This window comes from Calditrichota bacterium (assembly GCA_013112635.1).
Lineage (GTDB): Bacteria > Calditrichota > Calditrichia > Calditrichales > J004 > JABFGF01.
In genome coordinates this window covers 132,330-152,690 of record JABFGF010000008.1, presented here as the reverse complement: position 1 = coordinate 152,690, position 20,361 = coordinate 132,330, and the positions used below count along the sequence as shown (strand labels likewise).

General features: G+C 34.6%; 18 protein-coding genes. 2 read left to right on the top strand and 16 right to left on the bottom strand.

Going from position 1 to position 20,361, the window contains the following annotated elements; translation table 11 throughout:
- From HND50_18595 to HND50_18560, 8 genes are all read right to left on the bottom strand, one after another.
- Positions 1-140 (bottom strand): hypothetical protein (locus tag HND50_18595; protein NOG47257.1); only part of this gene is annotated, 140 nt, incomplete at its 3' end.
- Positions 141-277: 137 nt separating this feature from the next.
- Complete coding sequence (locus tag HND50_18590) at positions 278-2,062, bottom strand: M2 family metallopeptidase (protein NOG47256.1); 1,785 nt, start codon at positions 2,060-2,062, stop codon at positions 278-280.
- A 182-nt stretch (positions 2,063-2,244) separates the two neighbouring features.
- Entirely contained in the window at positions 2,245-3,210 is a 966-nt protein-coding gene (locus tag HND50_18585) for a hypothetical protein (GenBank protein ID NOG47255.1), read from the bottom strand.
- Between the two features lie 130 nt (positions 3,211-3,340).
- Entirely contained in the window at positions 3,341-3,874 is a 534-nt protein-coding gene (locus tag HND50_18580) for a periplasmic heavy metal sensor (protein ID NOG47254.1), read from the bottom strand.
- The gene (locus HND50_18575; protein NOG47253.1) at positions 3,871-4,206 is read right to left on the bottom strand and encodes a hypothetical protein; all 336 of its coding nucleotides are present in this window, start codon (positions 4,204-4,206) and stop codon (positions 3,871-3,873) included. Before HND50_18575 ends, HND50_18580 begins: the two co-directional genes overlap by 4 nt.
- Before the next feature lie 55 nt (positions 4,207-4,261).
- Positions 4,262-4,837 (bottom strand): sigma-70 family RNA polymerase sigma factor, encoded by a 576-nt coding sequence (locus HND50_18570; protein NOG47252.1) that lies wholly within the window; start codon positions 4,835-4,837, stop codon positions 4,262-4,264.
- Between the two features lie 67 nt (positions 4,838-4,904).
- Positions 4,905-6,140 carry an MFS transporter gene (locus tag HND50_18565; GenBank protein ID NOG47251.1) on the bottom strand — a complete coding sequence of 412 codons (1,236 nt, stop codon included), beginning with the start codon at positions 6,138-6,140 and terminating at the stop codon, positions 4,905-4,907.
- A 22-nt stretch (positions 6,141-6,162) separates the two neighbouring features.
- A complete protein-coding gene (locus tag HND50_18560) occupies positions 6,163-7,023 on the bottom strand; it encodes an ion transporter (GenBank protein ID NOG47250.1) in 861 nt (286 codons plus the stop codon).
- A gap of 243 nt (positions 7,024-7,266) precedes the next feature.
- Between HND50_18560 and HND50_18555 the strand changes: the two genes are divergently transcribed.
- Entirely contained in the window at positions 7,267-8,025 is a 759-nt protein-coding gene (locus tag HND50_18555) for a GNAT family N-acetyltransferase (protein NOG47249.1), read from the top strand.
- 317 nt (positions 8,026-8,342) lie between these two features.
- Complete coding sequence (locus HND50_18550) at positions 8,343-8,927, top strand: hypothetical protein (protein ID NOG47248.1); 585 nt, start codon at positions 8,343-8,345, stop codon at positions 8,925-8,927.
- Between the two features lie 45 nt (positions 8,928-8,972).
- Here the strand turns inward: HND50_18550 and HND50_18545 are convergent, their stop codons facing one another.
- The 8 genes from HND50_18545 to HND50_18510 all read right to left on the bottom strand — a co-directional run bounded on the left by HND50_18545 (position 8,973) and on the right by HND50_18510 (position 20,134).
- Positions 8,973-10,715, bottom strand: a complete 1,743-nt coding sequence (locus HND50_18545; GenBank protein ID NOG47247.1) for a hypothetical protein — start codon at positions 10,713-10,715, stop codon at positions 8,973-8,975.
- Between the two features lie 77 nt (positions 10,716-10,792).
- Positions 10,793-11,152, bottom strand: coding sequence for a hypothetical protein (locus HND50_18540; protein NOG47246.1), 360 nt, complete (start codon positions 11,150-11,152; stop codon positions 10,793-10,795).
- Between the two features lie 169 nt (positions 11,153-11,321).
- A complete protein-coding gene (locus HND50_18535; protein NOG47245.1) occupies positions 11,322-12,089 on the bottom strand; it encodes a hypothetical protein in 768 nt (255 codons plus the stop codon).
- Between the two features lie 33 nt (positions 12,090-12,122).
- Positions 12,123-13,106 (bottom strand): DUF4097 family beta strand repeat protein, encoded by a 984-nt coding sequence (locus HND50_18530; protein NOG47244.1) that lies wholly within the window; start codon positions 13,104-13,106, stop codon positions 12,123-12,125.
- A 136-nt stretch (positions 13,107-13,242) separates the two neighbouring features.
- Positions 13,243-13,449: a hypothetical protein gene (locus tag HND50_18525; protein ID NOG47243.1), complete on the bottom strand. Its 207-nt coding sequence runs from the start codon at positions 13,447-13,449 to the stop codon at positions 13,243-13,245.
- A gap of 270 nt (positions 13,450-13,719) precedes the next feature.
- On the bottom strand, positions 13,720-15,960 hold the full coding sequence (locus HND50_18520) for a peptidase S41 (protein NOG47242.1): 2,241 nt from the start codon (positions 15,958-15,960) through the stop codon (positions 13,720-13,722).
- A gap of 50 nt (positions 15,961-16,010) precedes the next feature.
- Entirely contained in the window at positions 16,011-18,611 is a 2,601-nt protein-coding gene (locus tag HND50_18515) for a hypothetical protein (protein ID NOG47241.1), read from the bottom strand.
- Positions 18,612-18,634: 23 nt separating this feature from the next.
- Positions 18,635-20,134 (bottom strand): serine hydrolase, encoded by a 1,500-nt coding sequence (locus HND50_18510; GenBank protein ID NOG47240.1) that lies wholly within the window; start codon positions 20,132-20,134, stop codon positions 18,635-18,637.
- Between the last annotated feature and the right edge of the window lie 227 nt (positions 20,135-20,361).

The window sequence follows — 20,361 nt, the reverse complement described above, 5'->3', positions numbered from 1 at the left end:
TGTTCTAAGAAATAGTTTTTAATCTGGTTAAAGTAAGCTTCAGCCAGTATCGGTGTAAGGTTGAAATCATGAGAAATATTATTAACAATAGCGTTTTTAACAGACTTGGAATGAAGCCTTTTGGTAAGGTTTTGATCCATAATGATACCTCCTTAGATTTTGGTTTAAAATACACAAAATTCATTAAGGTATCATTTGATACTAACTATAAATAATTTGTTTAATAGAACTCCAAAGGATTAATCAACACCTTTGGAGTTCTGTTTGGATAAAAAATTTATAATGTATGCTTTCTTCCTTCGTTCTCTTTCTTTAGATATTCCATTAAAGGTTCAAAATAGTTAAGCATGGCCTTTGCGCTAATCTCTTCACCCAATGAATCACGCATAAGTTTACGCCAATCCACACTGGCTCCGGGAGATAATATTTTCTTTAAGAATTCCCCTGTTTCTTTGCTGCCATAATAATTGGTAGCACGAGGATCTTCTTTTAAAATATTTGTTGCAATATGGTTATGTAATTGAAACAACAAAATATATGAGAGCGCATAATCGTAATACTGAGCTGCATCATTGTTTATATGCGTTTTGGATGCTGCATCACAATAATCTTCTCCACGATCGGTTGGTGGAACAATACCCTGATATTTCTTTTTTATTTCCCACCACTTTTTATTGAACTGCTCTTTTGGAAGGTTATTTGCATATAATTCGTTTTCAAATTCGGTCATCACGCCTGCAGACCAGGGAATAAAAACAATATAGTTCAAAGCCTCTTTAAGCAATGTTTGCATTTCATCAGTTTCAACATTTTCCGGGATTAGCTCCAATCCTTGAAGGAATGGTTTTTGTGTTGCAGCCAGGCCGAGCATGCTGCCAACTGCTTCATGAAAAGCCCGGTTTGCGCCACCACGAAGCAATGGCGGTACATTGGGATTTGTATATAAAATGTAATAATAAATATGGCCCAATTCATGATGGCTTGTTTCATACCACTCTGAGTTTGGGATCACACTCATCAAACTACGCAAATCGTTTTCCAAATCCAGATGCCAGGCAGAAGCGTGATTATTTTTTTTGTATTCCGTGCCCTCTGGTAAAGGATATAAGCTGGATTTTTCCCAAAATGATTGTGGGAGTTTATCCAATCCAAGACTTACAAAAAATCGCTCGCCTTGTTCTACCAACCATGGTGCGCCCTTTTCTTCTAAAACTCCATCAAGGTTGATTCCTTCTACCTGAACCATCGAGCTCCAATCCTGACCCCAGCGGTTTGGAAGCCAGTGTGCAGGTAAATATTCAGGAACTTCAGCACCATATTTTTCAGCCAAAGTATAACGGGCATAAGTATGCAATTCCCTGTATAGCGGACGAAGCTCTTCCACAAACCGTTTATTCATATCCATCATTTCCTGACGGGTCATACCATAATCAGAAACCTGGTAAGAAAAGAAATCATCATAACCCAGGGCTTGAACCGTTTTGTTTCTTAATGATTGTAAATTTGCCAAACCATCTTTTAAACCCTTACCAACTTCTTTACTTGCCTGCCACGCTTCAAGTCTTTTATTCAGATATTTTGAATCGCGCAATACCTGGTCAATATCATTTGTTGAAATTGATTTTCCTGCTACTTGAAAATCAAAACCATATAATTTTTCTACCTGATCGGTTTCTGCAGCGATACGGTCTTTAACCAAATCCGGCACCGTAGAGGGATTATCCGCAGCAGCATATAAAATAGCCTCGAGCTGTTTTACCTGTAATGGCTTTAACAATTCTTTTTGTTTTAAATATTTGCGTGCGGTTTCAATGTTCTCTGCACTGCCGGTAAATTCGGCATAAGCTTCATTCGCTTCGGTAGTTGCTTTTTTTGTTAGGGTATCACCTTCCATTATGTAGGTGTTTGATTTCCATTGAGCTTTTGCTGATGCATAATAAAGCTTTTGGTATTCTTTTGTGTAAGAATCAAGATAACCCTGAACTTCGTTTTGAAGCTGGGCATTTTGAGTGCAGCTTAAAATTAAAAACAGACTAAGTAAAAAAAGAAGTATCGATCTCATTGAGTTCTCCTTAAAAGTGGAATTGGGATGCTAATCTAATAAGATTGATTATTACTGGCAAAAGGAAAATCTGACTGTAAGATACGATTTATTAAAAAACCCGGTTTCTAAAATCTAAATAGAAACCAGGTTGTATTTTGGGAGAGAGATTAAATCAAAAAAAATATGTTATTTAAAACGTTTTACTCAATAACTAAAACAGTTTTATCATTCATGCGGATAAGTTTGTTAATCAGTTTCGAATTTATTTCTTCACTTGTAAAATCAATGGCAGCAATATGCAGTAAAAGTGATTTTGCATCTACACTTTCAACAAGTTCACTTAGTTTTTCTGCCGGGATTGTAAAAGTGCCATTATTGTCATCCATCATTTCAATAATCACAGGATGATTTTCAAAATCCAGCCTTACAAAATCCGGATTATCCTTTAGATCGCGTAATTTGAGGCGGTCTTTTCCTCGGCCATTGGGATTATGAAATGGAAGTAAAGCAATTAATATTTTACTTTCCGCAGCCGCACCTTGCCAATCAATAACAAGATCTTCGGATGGATTAATAGCCTGCCCTTCCTCTAAGTTGCTGATGGATAACAAAGCTTGTGGAGTTTTAAAACTAACTGTCATTGCTTCAATATCATCAGAGCCTGATGTTTTAAAGATGTAATCAGAATTGGCATCAAATGGCACCATTGAAAAATTAAAACTGTCAAATCCATGGCGGCCTCGGCCTTCAATTTTAGGAGCAGAAATATAAATATAGCTTCCACCACGACCATTTATGCCATTTAGGTGCAATGTATCCGAAGGCATTTCCAGCAAAACATCGCCCATATCTAACCCACCAAAATGGAAATAGCCACGCTTTGTTTCTTTTTCATCAAATGCCACGGCCATTGCATTTCCCATTTCAAACTCTAAATCTAAAAACGGAGCTTTAAGTTTTCCCCAGGACAACGAAAACATAGCATCTCCTTCAAGATCTTTAGATCCATTCTGGACAAGTTTTATTTCATCATCAAAGGATTGAATTAAAGCTGAATTAAAATCACTCTTTTCTTCTTCTTTGGGTTCTGCGGAATTTTCACAAGCGAAAAAAAGTAAGCTTGAAAAAAAGATAATTGTTAATACATAAAATGTAGGTTTATGCATTTTTCCTCCTGCTAAAATTAAGATATTTAAATTTACTGGAAATTTTTCTACTTTCAAGTGCTTAATAAACAATAATAATAATTATCAAAGTTCATGAATTCTGTTGCAAAGTTGCACTATTTTTATTCAACTAATTGGAGCGATTATTTTTTCTGTTCTTTCTGTTTTCAATCCGTTGTTGACGATCTTTAAATATTTCTTCCGGGGGTTTTCGTAGTCTTGAACCAGGCCTGTTCTTCATCAACATTTTGTAGAAATGATTCTGTTGTTCCGGTGATAAAAATGATTTTACTTTTAAAAACTGATCAAGGGCGTTTTTTCCAAGTGAAAGCTTTTTCTCTCCAATCTGATCCATTAGAGAATATATTTGATCCATGTCTGAGCTGTCACTTTGCAAAATTTTAAAGAGTTGATCTTCTATATTCCTAATTTGCTCCTGAGTTTCCTGATTTTTTTCACGGAATTCTCGGAACAGCTGAACAATTTTTTCCCGCTCGGCATCTTTAACATCTAAATCTTTTAAGAATTGCATACGGCCACCCTTGCCTCCGCCATAGAAGCGTGGGTTCGGATCCAAAAACCGTTTATAAATAAAAGTACCTAAAACAGCCAGGTTTAATGCCAGGGAAAATATCAAAAGGCCACTAATTATTTTTACTTTCATTCTTCTGACCCTCCACTATCTAAAGTAGTTTCAAAATTCTCAGCAAATCCTGTTTGATAAAAAGCCTGGCTGTATTCACTAAAAACATCATCAGTGTTTTGGACTTCGGAGTCTAATATTGCTGAACCAAAATAAACTCCAAGAACAACAGCAAAGGCCGTAATCACGGATGCAAAAGACCAATTGGAGACCAAAGCCCCTCCAGCCTTTTCCTGTTTCTTACCATCTGCAATAGCTGCAATTCGGGTAGCTAAAAACGGATCCGGAGTTAACCCTGGCGTTGGTGATTTCGCCTTTTTGTTTAGGAGTTGTTCTATTTTGTCATTTTTCATGATTGTACCTTTGATTCATTTTATTTTTCTTTTGGTACGATATTAAACTATAATTTTATAATCGGTGTTGCCATGGTTTTAGTTTTTCAGCCAATTTCTTCTTGGCTCTAAAAATCCTGCTTTCGACAGCACTCATACTTAAGCCTAGCTGATTTGCAATTTGCTGATAACTCATTTCCTCATATCGAAACAAAAGGAATGGAATTTTATATTTTGCATTAAGTTGTTCAACAAAGTGTCGGATAATATTCTCTTTTTCATGATCTTCCAAAGCTTTATCAGGCTGTGTCGGCAGGTTTTGTTCCCATACTGTCACCGTTCCTTCACGAACAGTTTTTGTATCCTGCTCCATAAAATCCAAAAATGATAGTCGCTTTTCCCGCTTTATAAAATTCAGGATATGATTCATGGCAATACGGTAAATCCATGTAGAAATTTTTGATTGTTCGCGAAATGAATCTGATTTTTCGTATACTTTTACGAAAATATCCTGGGTTAAATCACGTGCAACTTCCTGTTTACCGGTCATTCTGTAGGCCAGGTTAAGAATCATATCGGCATTCTCCTGATAAATATCATCAAATGTCATTTGGGACCCAGTTGAATTTATTACGCCGGCTTGTGCAATCATCCATTTCCTAAAATTCTCGTGTTATTATTTCTGACAAAGTAAATTTATTTTTCTTGCAAAATTAAGGTCATTGTGTTTCAATTTTAAGCAAACGAATAGCCATAATAGCTACAAAATAAATTATTACAGCAGAAAATATGAATACATCTGTTGACAAAGATGAATAGAAAAACCCACCGGCAATTAGGCCGATAACGCCAGCCAAACTTCCAAAACTTCCGGCAAAGCCCTGAACAACACCCTGGTGCTCAGCAGGAGTTATTTTTGAAAGAAAAGCCTGTACCGATGGCCACATCAATCCATTGCCAAGTGAGAAAAGAATAACAGCAAAATACGTAATAGCCGTATTTGATGGAAAATAAAGTAGGAAATTTGTACCTAAAATAATTCCACCAAAAATTATCAAGATTGGTTCTTTTACTTTTGAAGAAACACTTTTTAAAATGGGACCCTGGACTACAACCATTATGGTACTCATAATTGTAAAAAATATTCCTGTTTGCGAAACATCCCAGTTGAGGTTTTCAATTGCATGTACAGGAAATGCTGTATAAAATAAATGAAAGCCAAGAAAAACCATAAAATACATTCCCAGCATATAGCCGATATGAGGTAGCCGAAGAATAAACCCAATTGTCGGCTTTTCCTTTTGCTGATAATCTCCTTTGCTTTTTCCATTCGACTCCGGCAAATAGAAATAGATCAGGAAAACTGCTATAAAAGAAATTAATAAAGCAGCAATCACCGGCAAATGGTTGCCATATCCCAACGCACCCAGAAGACCGGCCAGCGCAGGCCCAACAATAAATCCCAGACTAAAAGAAATACCCATTTTGCCAAAATTAACGTTACGTTTTTCGGGTGGAGTAATATCTGCGAGGTAAGCATTGGCAACAGCAATATTGCCTCCTGTAAGGCCATCAAAGGCGCGGGCAAAAAATACAATAATCAAAGGCCAGGTTAATACAAATGAGCCGGTAATTGAAGAGCTGTATTCTAAAAGTGGCTCCACTGGAATAAAAAATGCGCTTAGAAATATAACCCACGAAAGTAAGGTTCCTGCCTGGCTAACCAACAAAATTTTACGACGTCCATATTTATCAGATAAACGGCCCAGGATAGGCGCACCAATTAATTGCAATCCCGGATACATTGCACCAACTAGTCCATAAATAAAAGCATTGCCGCCAAAATCGGTTACAAGGAATACAAGGAATGGTAAAACGATACTAAAACCAAGCATACCAATAAAGTTTACCAACAGAATTGGAAATAGGGGCGTTGGCTTTAAGGAGTCAGACATTTAGTGTTCTTTCAGAAGTGAGTCAGGATTTAGGATTCAAAGGTTGTCCGCAAAATTTACAATATTCAGCATCCGCATCATGACCTTCTGCGCTGCATTCAGGGCAGGATTGTGTAGAGATGCGTCCCTTAACTGCTCCCATGGTTATTTCTGCAGTAATAATTCCGGTTGGCACTGCCAGGATTGAATAACCTAAAATCATAACGATGGCCGAAAGCATTTTTCCAAGATCAGTTTGCGGCGTAATGTCACCATATCCTACAGTCGTTAAAGTTACGATTGCCCAATAAATACTATGCGGGATACTTTCAAAACCACTTTCTTCACTTTCAACCAAATACATAATGGAACCAATTATAACCACAAGTGAAACCACGGTAAACATAAACACGATGATTTTTCGGCGGCTCGCTTTTAAAGCTGCAACGAGACTTTGTGCCTCTCCAAGATATTGTACTAGTTTTAGCACGCGGAAAATTCGCAAAACTCTCAAGATTCTTATTACGGCCAACGCTTGTGTACCGGGCAATAAAAGGCTTAGATAGGTAGGTACAATTGCCAGGAAATCGACTACCCCAAAAAAACTTGTAACATATTTCACGGGCCGTCCAACAGTCGTTATTCGTAGAAAATATTCTGCTGAAAAAAGGATTGTAAAAGTCCATTCCGCTATAAAAAGCTGGTAACCATATTGCTGCTTAACAGCTGGGATACTCTCCAGCATTACTGCGGACACACTAAGCAGAATGGCAAGAATCAGGATAATATCAAATACTTTGCCAGCGCGCGTATCGGCCTCAAAAATTATTTCATGCAGTTTTAAACGCCAGGATTGATGACGACTTTTATCAGTCGCCTTGTGCGATTTCCAAAGATAATCCATAATAATCGATTGGTTTATTTGTTTAAGTTGAGAATTATACTATCAAATGAAGGTAGTTTTTTTAGTTTTATGGGGCAAACTATTTATGGTGATTATTATTCAAAAATTGTAAGTGTATTATACCTTGTTTTCACTTGGGAATCTTTAAATAATTTGTTAAATTTATTGAACTTTTACCACCTTGATTTTAATCCCATATTATGCATATGCGGTTAAAAAACAGCTTAAAGGAGATGGTTGATAATGGAAACAAAAATCGTCAATATAACAATGGATAATATTGCTGATCATCCACAAGCAATTTGTTTTATAAATCCAAAGCATGAACTTTATCATAAAAAAATCGATTGGATGGAAGAACAGTTTAAAAATGGTCTGGTTATAAAACTACTTTATATTGAAGGTGAAAAAAAACCAATTGGCTTTATTGAATATGTTCCCGGAGAATTTTGTTGGAGAGCTGTAAGTGCAAAAGACTATATGTTTATTCATTGTCTTTGGATCAATGGTAAAAAACATCATCATCAAGGCCTGGGACGCCTCTTAATAAATGAGGCTGAAAAAGATGCGCAAAATATGAATGGAGTTGCTGTTGTTACAAGCGATAAATCATTCATGACAACGAAAGACCTATTTATTAAAAATGGTTACAAAATAATTGCAGAATCGGGAAAAGATCAACTGCTTTCAAAACAGTTTAAAAACGGAACGCAACCTTCAATTAACAATTGGGCTGCTGAATTAGAAAACACCAAAGACTTAACTATCATTTATTCAAAACAATGTCCATGGGTTGCCCGCTTCATTGAAGAAGTAAAACCAATATTGAAAAAAGAAAAGCTTAAGCCTAAAATTGTTGTCCTTGAAACTGCAGAACAGGCACAAAAAGCGCCTTCTCTTTACAGCATTTTTAATCTTATTTATAACGGAAAATTACTTTCAGATAGATATATCTCAACAACACGATTTCAAAATATTGTAAATAAAGAAATCAAAATATAATGCTAATTTTATGATTGGACTATCTTATAATAAAAATGATTATGTACCTTATTATTATTTTGCACATGGTTTTATATTTTTATTTAATGAAGTAAAACCTGATAAGTCATAATACCATCTACAAAATTGCCTTTCTGCTTTCAACACTTCCAAATTTTATTCAGAACACTAACAATGTTTACAAATATCATCAAGATTTGTTTACACAGTTTACACATTTTATTTTAAATATCTATTTCTATAGAAGATCTGGTTTTGGCATATTTTTTGTCAGTTAGAGAGATGAACTGGTTTCAAAATCAAAAACGAGGTAAAATATGGTAAGAAATATTTTTACAATTTTTTTATCGTTTATAATTTTATACAGTTGCGTATCTTCATCGGGCATAAAATCCAGCTTTACACCAACCACAAATAATAAATACAAAAACCATTCAAAAGAAATAGAACTGTACTTTGAAGGCAGTTTGCCTGTATATGGTTTTACTCAAATTGGATTTGTTGAAGCCAACGGCCACAGCGATACATCTTATGGTTTGATGATTGCCCATTTGAAATATCAGGCATATAGCAAAGGAGCAGATGCAATAATAAATGTAAATAGAATTTTCAAAAATGAGTCGAAAGTCACCAATGATTCAAATCGAACAGAATATTCTTACCCAGTGTTTAGCGGTGTTGCAATTAAATATTTATATAATATTGATAACGATTCCGTTTATACAACTCCTAATAAAAATAATTTTAATGACAAGGTTAAAGAGGATATTAAGAAAACAGAATACGCCCGGAAGAGAAATACCATAGTCTGGACTTTAGTATTTGTAACACTTGTAGCAGGTATTGCTTTATTTATAAAAAACACCCCCGAGCCACCAAAACTAAAATCACGTTTGAAATAGTTTTCTACAAAAAAAAGGCCTTGATATTCTCAAGGCCTCATAAAGTTACTCATCTAATTTTGTGATTGTTATTCCCCAACTAACAGGATCTCGCGGTGGACTGTCATTCCAATCCGCAAATGAATGCGAATCATCCGTTTCGTAAAAAACTTCATACTCCCCAGCTTCCAGAAAAATATTATCATCAAACAACCTGTTTTTACGCGCGCCACCTGCACGTTCTGTTTTCCTGTAAGTCATTTCCCAAACTATTCGGCCAGTGTTAGAGTTTTCTATCCAGGCGTAATCATACATTTCGTTACCACTGCCTTCACCAATTGCATAAATATGAACTTTCTGATCTTCGTTTATAGAGAAGCTGGAACGTGCACGATCATGATCACCAACACGTGTGATACGGACAAGAATTGATTCATCATTGCTTTCATCATATTCTACTATATCCGAAGCACTATAATTGTCATCCAGTACGCTGATTGTCATTCCCCAACTCTTTTCATCAAATGGGCGAGAACTATTCCATCTGTGATAAGAATGAGATCCATCTGACACATAATGAGCGATATAATTACCTGCATCCAAAGTTATCGTTCCATCGAATAACCTGTTTTTATCCGCTCCACCTGCATTTTCCGTATCATAATAATCCATTTCCCATACTTTTTCACGGGTGTTGGCATTTACAATCCAGCCATAATCATACATTTCTCCATCACGTCCTTCACCGAGGGCGTAAACATGCATTGTCAAACTTTTATTCAAAGTAAAACCTTGAGACTTATAATCCCGGTCACGAACTCGGTCAAATTTTACAATAACATTTTTTTCTTCATAATCTTCAATATCTTCAAAAGAAATTGCTGATCTGTCTTCTTTATTTTCCGGCCAGATTACGATGCCCCAAAATGTTGGATCATAAGGAGGAGCTGAATTCCATCTTCGGTAACTATGCGAATCATCTGTTACAAACACAACTTTGTATGAACCAGCATCCAGGTCGATTGTTTTTTCTGCATACCTGTTTTTACTGGCTCCACCGGCATGTGCGGAATTTCTATAATCAAATTCCCAAACTTTTTCCCGTGTTTTCAAATCCTGAATCCAACCATAATCGTAGTTACCATCTTGCATGGCTTCGCCGTGTGCATAAACTTTTACTGTAGCTGCCTTTGACAATTTCATGATTGTTTCTTCAAAAACATCATCTCGCAATGATGAATAATCTAATATTGCTGATGATTTCTTTTCAGATTGCCAATCATAGACAACATCATCATCAACCGCTGTACCCGATCCGGTTATTTTAATGTGTAATTCCCTGTAATCCCGACGCCGAATATCCCAATCTCCACCATGAAAAACGTTCCCAAAAATATTATCCCAGAAACCGTGATTGTTACGCCAGTTTCCATAAATATTTTGGTAATTTGGAAAAGTAGAATAGTAAACTTCGTAATTGCCTGCATCCAATTGAACTTTATCTTCAAAGGTTGTTACAGATCGTGTACGATCAACATCATCCGCATCTGATAGTACCCAAACTACTTCACGTGTTTTACTATTTAAAATCCATGCATCGGTAAATGGAAACGCTCTTTTTGAGCGATAAGGAGTAATCGCTGCAGCATCAATCGAAACTTCCTGTGATTCGGTAAGCACAAATCCGGCTACAGTAACTTTTTCAGGAAATAAATCATCAATTTCTACAAGACTTGTTTCCTGGGCAACGCTTAGAAGGGGAATAAGAAATAAAAAAAGTGTAAATGCCCTTTGATATTTGTGCTGCATGTTTATCCTCCTTTAATGAAATAATCTTTACATAGGAGGAATGTACGGAGATAATGTAAGGTTGTTGCAGGCGGTTGCTATTTTGCGAATTCTATTTTGATTTGAACATAATTTCCGGCTTTGTGCACCAGTTCATATTTTGCTTTAAATGAATCTAAAGCGCCTTTCAGGTTTGGGCTTATTTCCGGAAGCGAATCTTTGTCAGTAAAAGACATTAAAACCATTAAAATTGAACTACCCATTAAATCCAAAGAAATCTCCATCGTTTTATCAGATAGTTGATGTAAATAATTCAAAAAGTAGTTTATAATCTTTATTAAAGAGTTCTTGTCTTCAGCATCAATTACACAACCGGAATCCAGACACAAATTAGTATCTAATCCTTTTTGGTCATTTATTAATTGAATAAGTTGTTTTAAATCAACCGGATTTGCCATGCAACCTCCTGTTATAGCCGATATTTAGATTTTATAATTTTTGAAGAATTTTATAGAAATAAATCGCAGAATTTTGTTATCACTAATATATATCGAAGAAAAATAAAGAAACAAAAGAATTTTATAAGAAAAGGCTTATTAAAAATCTAACAGGCTTATTTGATTGTAACTATTCAATTATTGTAGAATCGACCATTTCTAACCGTGGAATTAGTTTTTCTCTTTCCAATGCAATTATGTATTTAAGCGAATCAATAGAATTCAACTTGAGTTTTATCTTAAAGTTGTCTGATTTGATTTTCTCAATTTCTTTTAAAAGATCCTCTTCCATATGGTGGAACCGGTGCTTAGAAATTTTCTCAATTTTATCCAATTCTGCTTTTTTCTTCTCATAATATTTTGCAGCCTGAATTGAATTTTCCCTAAGCGCCAAAGATAATTCTTCCTGAATTGAGATTTGTGCTTCAATGTTGGCATGCATCTTTTTCAACACCAGAACTGAATCGCTTTCTTTACGTGATTTTCGGAAGTCATTTGCCAAACTTATCCAGTCAACATCAATGTGTTTTTGAGGCATCTGTGCAACTAAAATTTCTACATCAATTTTTTTGGGGTTTTTTGAGAAAATTGTCTCAATATCTTTTTGATTTATTTGTTCCTTTTCCTGCTTTAGATCAATAATATTTTCAGCAAATAATTTTATATCATCAGACGAAAGAGAATCATTTTCCACATTTCGAATAAATTCATCATAAAATTTTTCAAAACTCGCTCGGTCTTCTTCATCTGTAATCATATCTGAAAGAGTTTCATGCATCAAGTCCAGGTACAAATTCAGGTTGCGGTTTTGAATCTGATCGAATATGAAGTAACCACTAAAAAAAACTATAAATACAAGGCTAAACAAAAAGAAGTAATCTTGTTTTCGTTTAAACATATGCTCCCCTATCTATTAGTATATTAATCCAAACTAGTCATTTAAAGTAATTGACCCATCGTTTGTATTAATACGGATATGACCTTCTGCATCTCCCATACGCCCTTTTACACGTCTTTTTCCTTCATATATAATATCCGCATCATTTATATTAAATCGAATTCTGCCATCATCTGTTTCTAATACAAATTTTGCTGAAACAGAATTTTCAATTTCTAAATTTACTCTGCCATCATTTGTATTAATATCTACATCTACTACGCCACTACCCGTAAAATTAATATCAACATCACCATCCTGGGTTCGGGCACTCAGGTTTTTCCCAGATATATTATTTAGAGTGATGTCACCATCATCACTATCTACAAAAAAATCACCCGTACTATTGATTATTTTAATCCGGCCATCGGAGCAACTCGCTTCAACTTCATCAGATTTGAGATTTTGTAGGAAAATATCTCCATCATCAGAACGAATAATCAATTCTCCACTCAGCTTATCGATGCGTACATCGCCATCCTCTGTTTTTATGTTGGTTTTTTTATTTGAAATGTTTTCCAATGACAAGTTTCCATCATCTGATTTTGTTTTAATTTCGCCATTAATATTTTCAATATGAATATTTCCGTCATCCCCGACAATATCAATGTTTATATAAGCCGGAGCTTTTATGGTAAACTTATATTCAACATAGTGAATTGAGAAAAAACCAAATGTATTTCTACGTTGTTCATTACCAGTAACATAAATATTATCGCCATTCTGCCTAAATTCAACGTCAAAGTCACTTTCATCTCTGTCTGATGATGATTTGCTTGTTGCATGATACACAACATCTACCTGTATCTGATCTTTGTCCCAGGTTTGAATATCAACATCTCCATCCCCACACTCTAAAAATAGTGTAGCACCATCATTTACTGTAAATACTTGGTTAAAATCTTTTTTAATATCTTTTGCAAATATAATTGATGAGCAAATAATCAAAATAAAAATAATTTTGGTGGGTAAATGCATAAGTCCTCCTAATGTAGTTGGGATGAATGCATCTATTACGGGAGAAGGTGCTTAAATGTTACAAAGAGTAGCAAGTAAATAAAAAAGCCCTATTGCATTTCTACAACAGGGCTAAAAAGTAGTTAAACAGGATAGTTTACCTGTCATCCATATCATGATCCATAAAATCAATATCACTATGCGAATCAGCTTCATCAATGGTAAGCTGCAAGTGCCCCCCATTATTAGAGGCGCTTGTAATTTCATAAATTTCCTGGTTGCCTTCTAGCCCGAAAAGGTTAACAAATACCTCTGCTTGCTCATCAAAATCATCCAGATACGATCTTAATTGACTAATCTTCATCAAACCTCCTAAAAAATCCCACTCAAGTCTATTTTCATAATTTTTATTGTCATTTAAAAGGCATCAATTATAAACTAATTTGTTATCATTTTCAAGCGGGATTTGGGATTTTTTCAAAAAAAAATTTTTCGAGGAAAAAGAAAAGTAGAATTGCTAAATATAGAAGAGCTTTTTAAACAAAAAAAAGACCATAATTTTAAATTACAGGCTTTTTCAGTGAGTCAGCGGGGACTTGTTCTACAATTTTAGATATTAACTACTAAAGTATTTTCAATTATTGATTATATTGACAGCTCGCTCTAAGAGTTCATCCCGCCCCTCACTTATCCCTTTAATTGTTGGTTTAACTTTAATATCAGGAATAATTCCAATCCTTTGTGTAGCTTTGCCATTAGGATAATAAACACCAATACCAGTTATCATAGTCCGAATATTTCCAGGTAAATAAAATGTAGATACGTTACCATCTGCTGCTGCCGTTGTACTACCAATTACTATCGCTTTGGGAGCTGTACTAAATGCCATTGTAGTATATTCTGCCTGACTCTGTGTTATTTCATTTATTAAAATAACTACTTTGCCTTTGTAATAGTCCGGATTCTCTTTTCCGATTTTTATTGCTGGTGTCCAACTAAACAATCCTGGATGGTTTATGTTACCATATGTAAACTTGGCAAACTCTGTTGGCTTTGGAACCAAATGTTTTCCCATTGAAAAAACCACAAACTCTGAAGGATAATTTCTTATATCAATAATAATACCCTTTGTAGCTTTAAATTTTTTAAATATTGTATCTATTTTTGCGCTTTTTATATTTCCTAAATAAATATACCCAATATCTTTAGAGATTAACCTATAACAACTATCCGGTTTATTATGAGCCCGGTCAATTTGTAAGTTAAGGCTATCAACCGGATATCTATTAAGCGTTTTGAATAAAGAATTGCCATTTCTTTTTACTTTTAGTTTTACTCTTTTTTTATTTCCTCGCAAAATGTTTCTGCCAATATTTCTAAGTTTTATGGAATAATTAGATGCCGGATAAAATGGTAATTTTTCTTTTAATAGTTTATCTACTTCTTTATCAGTAATCTCTTCTACGATATCTCCAATTTGGAAGCCATCTTTTTTTCCTAGATATTCATTGTAAAAACCTGTAACAACTAACTTCTCTTCTATAAATTTTACTTGAACAGAAGGATAGTATAATCCATAATAATTAGATAGTATTGAATCTTGCCCCCATATATTTGCATGCGTATCACTAGTTTTCCCGATTAATTTTAAACATTCCAGGCGATATTCTAATGGATTTTTGGCAGTTATAAAATTTGGAATTGCCTGATCTAAAACTGTGTGCCAATTCTCATCTATAATATATTTATAGGGAGAGAAGTATTGAATTATATTCCAATACCGGAATAAAGCCAGGAGCCTATATCCAGTATCAGGATAATCAAAACCTTCATAAGGATTCTCATTCTTAAAAATTGGATTTTTAACCCAGGGCGTTAATGAAATATAATAGTTGTTTTTTTGATTTCGGTTTTTATAAATAAAATCCAGCTTACTTTTTAACTGTTCATCAACAATTCCATTATTTATCCAAACTAAATCAGGTACTTGTTTATAATCTCCATTTATCTTGGTTTTACAGGTATCGCAAATTGAAACAGGACCGAGGCTTTCTATCCATTTTAGTAAATAACGATCTCTATTTGTCTTGTTTTTAGCTGACATAATTTTGGGTAAAATTCGAAACAATTCAAAATCCCAGTTGAAATTTCCTTCAGCTACAGAAGGGTGATAGTATTTTAAAAATCCCCAAACCTTTGCCAAAATGCTTATATTTTTTATCTGATCATCATTTACGGAAGAAAAACGAATTTTTGATCCATCATAAAAGGCAGAATCCATTTGCGCTTTATATATCTTAATTTTCTTCTTTGGTGCGTTTTCAATTTCTTTACCATCAATTCTCAGTTTAAAATTATCAAACCAAACTGTCCCAGTACCAACAAGTAACCCACCGATAAATAATTTTGAGGCTTGTTCATCCAAAGGCAAACGGATTGTATACTCTTGCCAACCATTTGTACCAGTAATTTTTTTATCTTGCATATTATTAAACGCCAATGCCCCTGCATCACCATCCACACGCATCCACAATCCACCAAAGCCTTCGTCTGTGATGTTCTCGGTTTTCATAAATCCTTTTAGTTCCACTGTATCCCCAGCAAATATTGCAGGAATCATATAAGAACATGCACCAAAAGTTCTATTTTTACTATTTGGATTATTAGTGATTGAAAGAGAATATTTCCCATCTTTTACATTTATTGAATCAAGCTCTAATATATAACCCTTTGCCCCGCCCTTCTTGAAACCGAGATCCCAATCTATTGGTTCTAGATTATTATCCAATTCATCAAAGCTTAAATTATAAGTTGTTTTGGCAAAACTACTGGAAAAACTGAGAATCATCAGAATTAAAGAAAAGAATGCTTTCATTATTTATCTCCGCAATGTTTAACAGAAACATTGAATAAGTTGTAAAATTTTTACTGTGTAGCCTCAACAGATTTCCCAAAACCACTTAAATACTCTTTTACATCTTTACCATAAAGTTCCCGAAGTTTTTTATTCTTTTTCAAAGTTTCTATTCTTTTCTCCAAAGATTTTTGCATCGACCTAGATCGTTTGTCTTTTGGGAAAAGATCATTAAAAAGCGATAAATCGTCATAATCCCAAACAAAAAAAGGCAACCAATTATTCAGTATATCTTCTGAAACTTTTTCCTTGAGTGTGACATAGTTTTGCTTTAGCCAGGGAATGAGTGTTTGTTTGTTCTCAATATCCCATTTGTACATACTCTGAACCCCCATTGCAATAAAGAGGCGTTGGAACGGTTCAAGATCAGCAGATAAAGAATACTCAAGATTCTTTTTAACCAAAATATCATTTTTAAACCAACCGATTGTTTGGCTTAAAAGCCAGCGTTCATCTGCGATATTTGAGTTTTTTAAACGACTCATAATCTCCTCATGTAGTTCTAATGTCCCTTCACTATAAAACAGTCGTGGGAGATATGGCCTGTGTTTAGAATTAAGAGTGTTTTCATTCTTCAAATATTTATTAGCAAACTTATTACTTCTTTTTATTACATCAGGATTTTGCCCAAGAACATCAAAAAGTAAATCTCTTGCATTTGTTTTGCTGTTTGATTCGACTAGTGAAAAACCATAACCTACACTTTCCAAAAGAGGCAGTACAGTTTTATTCGCAAAAATGCTAAAATCCTCTGCATTAAAACCTTCTTTGTAAATATTCCAAATTGTATAGATTCTGGTAGCGAAGGTTTCTATAATTGATGGATCAGATGATTGACGAAGTTTATAAGCCATATCTAAGATGTCTGTTGGATTCAATATACCGGCTAAATGGCTATATCCTAATCCCGATAACAAGTCATTTTTTTCATACTTTGTAAGATAGGGTTGCCCTGTCATGTTTGTATAAAATCTTATTGGAACTACAGCAATAAAATAACCTAGGAGATCTTCTTTTAAATAAACCCATTCAATATTATCTATACCGGGAAAAGAAAATTCCTCTGAATGCTGGTTAAGAAATATTTTCTTTTTATGGACAGTATTTCCATCATAAATTTTTATACTCAAAGGGATATGCCACAGAGTATTATATTCATTTCCATTCTCAACGCCTTTATAGCGTTGTTGAGTAAGTTGAATCGTATTGGCATCCTTTAAATTGGCTTTTAGTAATGGAATACCAGCCTGGAAAACAAAATCGTTCATTACCTGCTTAACATTTTTACCAGACACTTTTTGCAGAGTAATAATCAAATCGTCTGCCGTAGTGTTTTTCCATTTATATTTTTTAAAATAATTATTTAATGCTTTTTTGAAAGTATCGCGCCCTATCCAGGATTCAATCATTCTCAAAACAATTTGGCTTTTCGCATAGGTAAGACCGTCAAAAACATCTTCAGGATTGTCATCTCCTTGTACTATACGATGAATAGGTTCTGTAGTAGCTTTAACATCTCCCCACAATGCCCAATTAAAATTTTTAAGCAGCTGTTCACGCGGTTTTAGTTCCGGAAATTGTTGTATCAGGATTTCCATACTTATCCAATCAGCAAACCCCTCGTTTAACCAGGTATCATCCCACCATTCCAAAGTGACCAAGTCACCAAACCACATATGAGCCAGCTCATGTGCTACAAAATAAGCTATATCTCGTTTTTGGGTTAAAGGAACTTCCTCAGCATCGATTAATAATCCTTCCATATAAACAACAAGTCCTGGATTTTCCATGGCACCACCATGACCGGAGACACCAATAAAGTCGAGTTTTTCATATGGATAAGGCATTCCAAAATAATTTTCCAAAGCTGTAAGCAACTTGGCGGTCATATTTTTTGCAATCCTGGATTTGTCCAAATTTCCTTTGGGTAAAATAATTCGACCAGGAATTTTTAATCCGGGGATTTGCGTAGTTTCATAAGGACCAACGGCAAAGGCAAGAAGATAACTTGGTAATGGTTTTGTATTTTTAAATAAAACTGTTTTTTCACTCCCATTGACTGTTTCGGTTTCGATTGGAGTATTACTTACCACCAGATATTCTTTAGGTGAAGTAATCGATATTTGATATGGGAACTTAAAATTGGGCTCATCAAAACAAGGGAAAGACTTACGCGCTTTTATTGCCTGGAACTGGGTGTAAATATAATTTAAACTATCTTTCACAAACTTTGAAATCCCTTCACCCTTTTTGCTAACGGTTCCATTAAAAGTAACATATAGTTTATAATCACCGATCAGTGGGGCCTGTATAGGTTTTATTTTCAATAAACCATAATCAAGGAACTCATAACCTACAGAAATCAATTCACTCCCTTGCCTAAGTTCAATTTCCGTAATGTTAAAATCACTTCCATGGAGACGGAAGCTGGAAAGTTCTTCTTTAATTTTCAGGCTAATTATTGTACTACCGCTGTAATCATTTTTATCCGGATTAAGATTTAAGTGGATTGTCTGAAAAATGGGTTCCGCATTGTGGTTTAGTCGGTGTGGATCGACCTGCTGGGAAATCAAAGATTGAAAAAGTAAGAAGAAAGTAAATAAAAAACGCATTTTGACCTCCAATTATAGGGTGGTTATTTTTTCTTTTTAATTTGAAGCTCTTTAAAATCAGCATCCAACAAGCCTGGAATATCAAAATCGAAGCCATTAATTTTATTTTTTGAATTTAAGTTAAAAACGATAAGCCCATCTGGGAGTGTAGGATCTTGCCAAAGTAACCGGAAAATATTATAATGATAATGTTCCAAAACAGCATTGAATGTGGGAGAATGCTCAAAAGATAACCTTAATTTATCATTTTCCAGACCAATATAAAGCTCACCATACATCTTATCGTTGTAAGTTCCTGTGAATGTTTCTAATGCAACCGAAGGTTGTGTGTGTTTTATCTGGTTTTTGCCCAAGTTATCTACTCTTTTCTTCTCACGCTCAATATATTTTTTATTCCACTCCAATATTTTAGGTGAAATGTCATAATTGTTAACTCCAATATATTGTCCGATGACAAATCGTGAGATTGCACTTGACGCTAATAGTTCCTGGTTAGTTAATACAACCACTCCAAGGTTCAACTCAGGAACAATAACAATATCTGCAGAAAATCCATCAACTCCGCCTCCATGTTCAATTACTTTATATCCCCCCTGATTTGAAATAAACCAACCGAACCCATAGTGTTCAAATTCAGAATAACCCCAAAAAGGGAAAGATACATGTGGCTTAAGCAGTTCTGAAAAAACCCTTGGCGCAATTAACGTATCTCCATTAAAAACCCCCTGGTCAATTATAAATTTAATATAGGTGGCCATATCCTTTGCTGTGGAATACAAAGCGCCAGCCGGTCCGATACCTTCATAGTTTCTATTGTTTACTTTTTGAATTTTATTTTGCTTGAAAATATGAGGTGAAGAAAGATTCTTTTTTGTTTTAGTATGTTGAAACTGAGCGAAACTATTGTCCATTCCTAAAGGGGTAAACAGATTTTCTCTGACAAAATTTTCAAATGATTTGCCAGTAACTTTTTCGATAATTAAACCGGCAATCATATATGTAACATTTTGATAAGCTAATTTGCTTCTAAAACTAGTGCTGGGTTTTAAAAACTTTAAACGTTTAAATATTTCCCCTCTGGACAATTCTGAGCCATAGTATAGCGAACCCCAGCTCGCGTAAGGATAACCAGTGTGGTGAAGTAGTAAATCCCTAATGGTAAACTCCCGCGTTACCCAAGGATCATACAATTGAAAATCAGATAAATGATCCTGTACTTTGTCATCCCAATTAATTTTCTCTTCTTCTACAAGCATTGCCAGACAAGCAGCTGTAAATGATTTTGAGATTGAACCGATTGCAAAAAGTGTATTTTCATTTACTTCCCGGTTTGAATCAAACTCTAATTTTCCAAAACCTTTACTATAGACTGTTTCATCATCTTTAACAACTGCCATTGCCAAGCCAGGTGTGTTGGTTTTTTCCATCAGGTTTTTTACATAATCATTAAGCTTTACCAAAACAGTGTCTTGTGCAAGCCCAACATTGAAAATTAAAAATAACAGTATCATTATCTTATTCAATTGACCTCCTCCATTAATAAATGAGTATTAAAATGACCAAAAATCTACGTAGATCATTGATATAACCATATACTGCTCAAATGCAGAAAACTTATATGCTCTTTCCCAAACATATTTTGGTATTTCAATTTTCTTCATAAGTTAACCGTCTTAACCATAAAATAGGAAGGCTCTGACCAGGGATAAAGCGTATAAGAAGTCCTACTTTCTATTATTCAGTGAATGAC

Excerpts from the sequence above, each read along its gene's own strand:
- HND50_18590 (NOG47256.1), bottom strand. The coding sequence starts at position 2,062 with ATGAGATCGATACTTCTTTTTTTACTTAGTCTGTTTTTAATTTTAAGC.
- HND50_18585 (NOG47255.1), bottom strand. The coding sequence starts at position 3,210 with ATGCATAAACCTACATTTTATGTATTAACAATTATCTTTTTTTCAAGC.
- HND50_18580 (NOG47254.1), bottom strand. The coding sequence starts at position 3,874 with ATGAAAGTAAAAATAATTAGTGGCCTTTTGATATTTTCCCTGGCATTA.
- HND50_18575 (NOG47253.1), bottom strand. The coding sequence starts at position 4,206 with ATGAAAAATGACAAAATAGAACAACTCCTAAACAAAAAGGCGAAATCA.
- HND50_18570 (NOG47252.1), bottom strand. The coding sequence starts at position 4,837 with ATGATTGCACAAGCCGGCGTAATAAATTCAACTGGGTCCCAAATGACA.
- HND50_18565 (NOG47251.1), bottom strand. The coding sequence starts at position 6,140 with ATGTCTGACTCCTTAAAGCCAACGCCCCTATTTCCAATTCTGTTGGTA.
- HND50_18560 (NOG47250.1), bottom strand. The coding sequence starts at position 7,023 with ATGGATTATCTTTGGAAATCGCACAAGGCGACTGATAAAAGTCGTCAT.
- HND50_18555 (NOG47249.1), top strand. The coding sequence starts at position 7,267 with ATGGAAACAAAAATCGTCAATATAACAATGGATAATATTGCTGATCAT.
- HND50_18550 (NOG47248.1), top strand. The coding sequence starts at position 8,343 with ATGGTAAGAAATATTTTTACAATTTTTTTATCGTTTATAATTTTATAC.
- HND50_18545 (NOG47247.1), bottom strand. The coding sequence starts at position 10,715 with ATGCAGCACAAATATCAAAGGGCATTTACACTTTTTTTATTTCTTATT.
- HND50_18540 (NOG47246.1), bottom strand. The coding sequence starts at position 11,152 with ATGGCAAATCCGGTTGATTTAAAACAACTTATTCAATTAATAAATGAC.
- HND50_18535 (NOG47245.1), bottom strand. The coding sequence starts at position 12,089 with ATGTTTAAACGAAAACAAGATTACTTCTTTTTGTTTAGCCTTGTATTT.
- HND50_18530 (NOG47244.1), bottom strand. The coding sequence starts at position 13,106 with ATGCATTTACCCACCAAAATTATTTTTATTTTGATTATTTGCTCATCA.
- HND50_18525 (NOG47243.1), bottom strand. The coding sequence starts at position 13,449 with ATGAAGATTAGTCAATTAAGATCGTATCTGGATGATTTTGATGAGCAA.
- HND50_18520 (NOG47242.1), bottom strand. The coding sequence starts at position 15,960 with ATGAAAGCATTCTTTTCTTTAATTCTGATGATTCTCAGTTTTTCCAGT.
- HND50_18515 (NOG47241.1), bottom strand. The coding sequence starts at position 18,611 with ATGCGTTTTTTATTTACTTTCTTCTTACTTTTTCAATCTTTGATTTCC.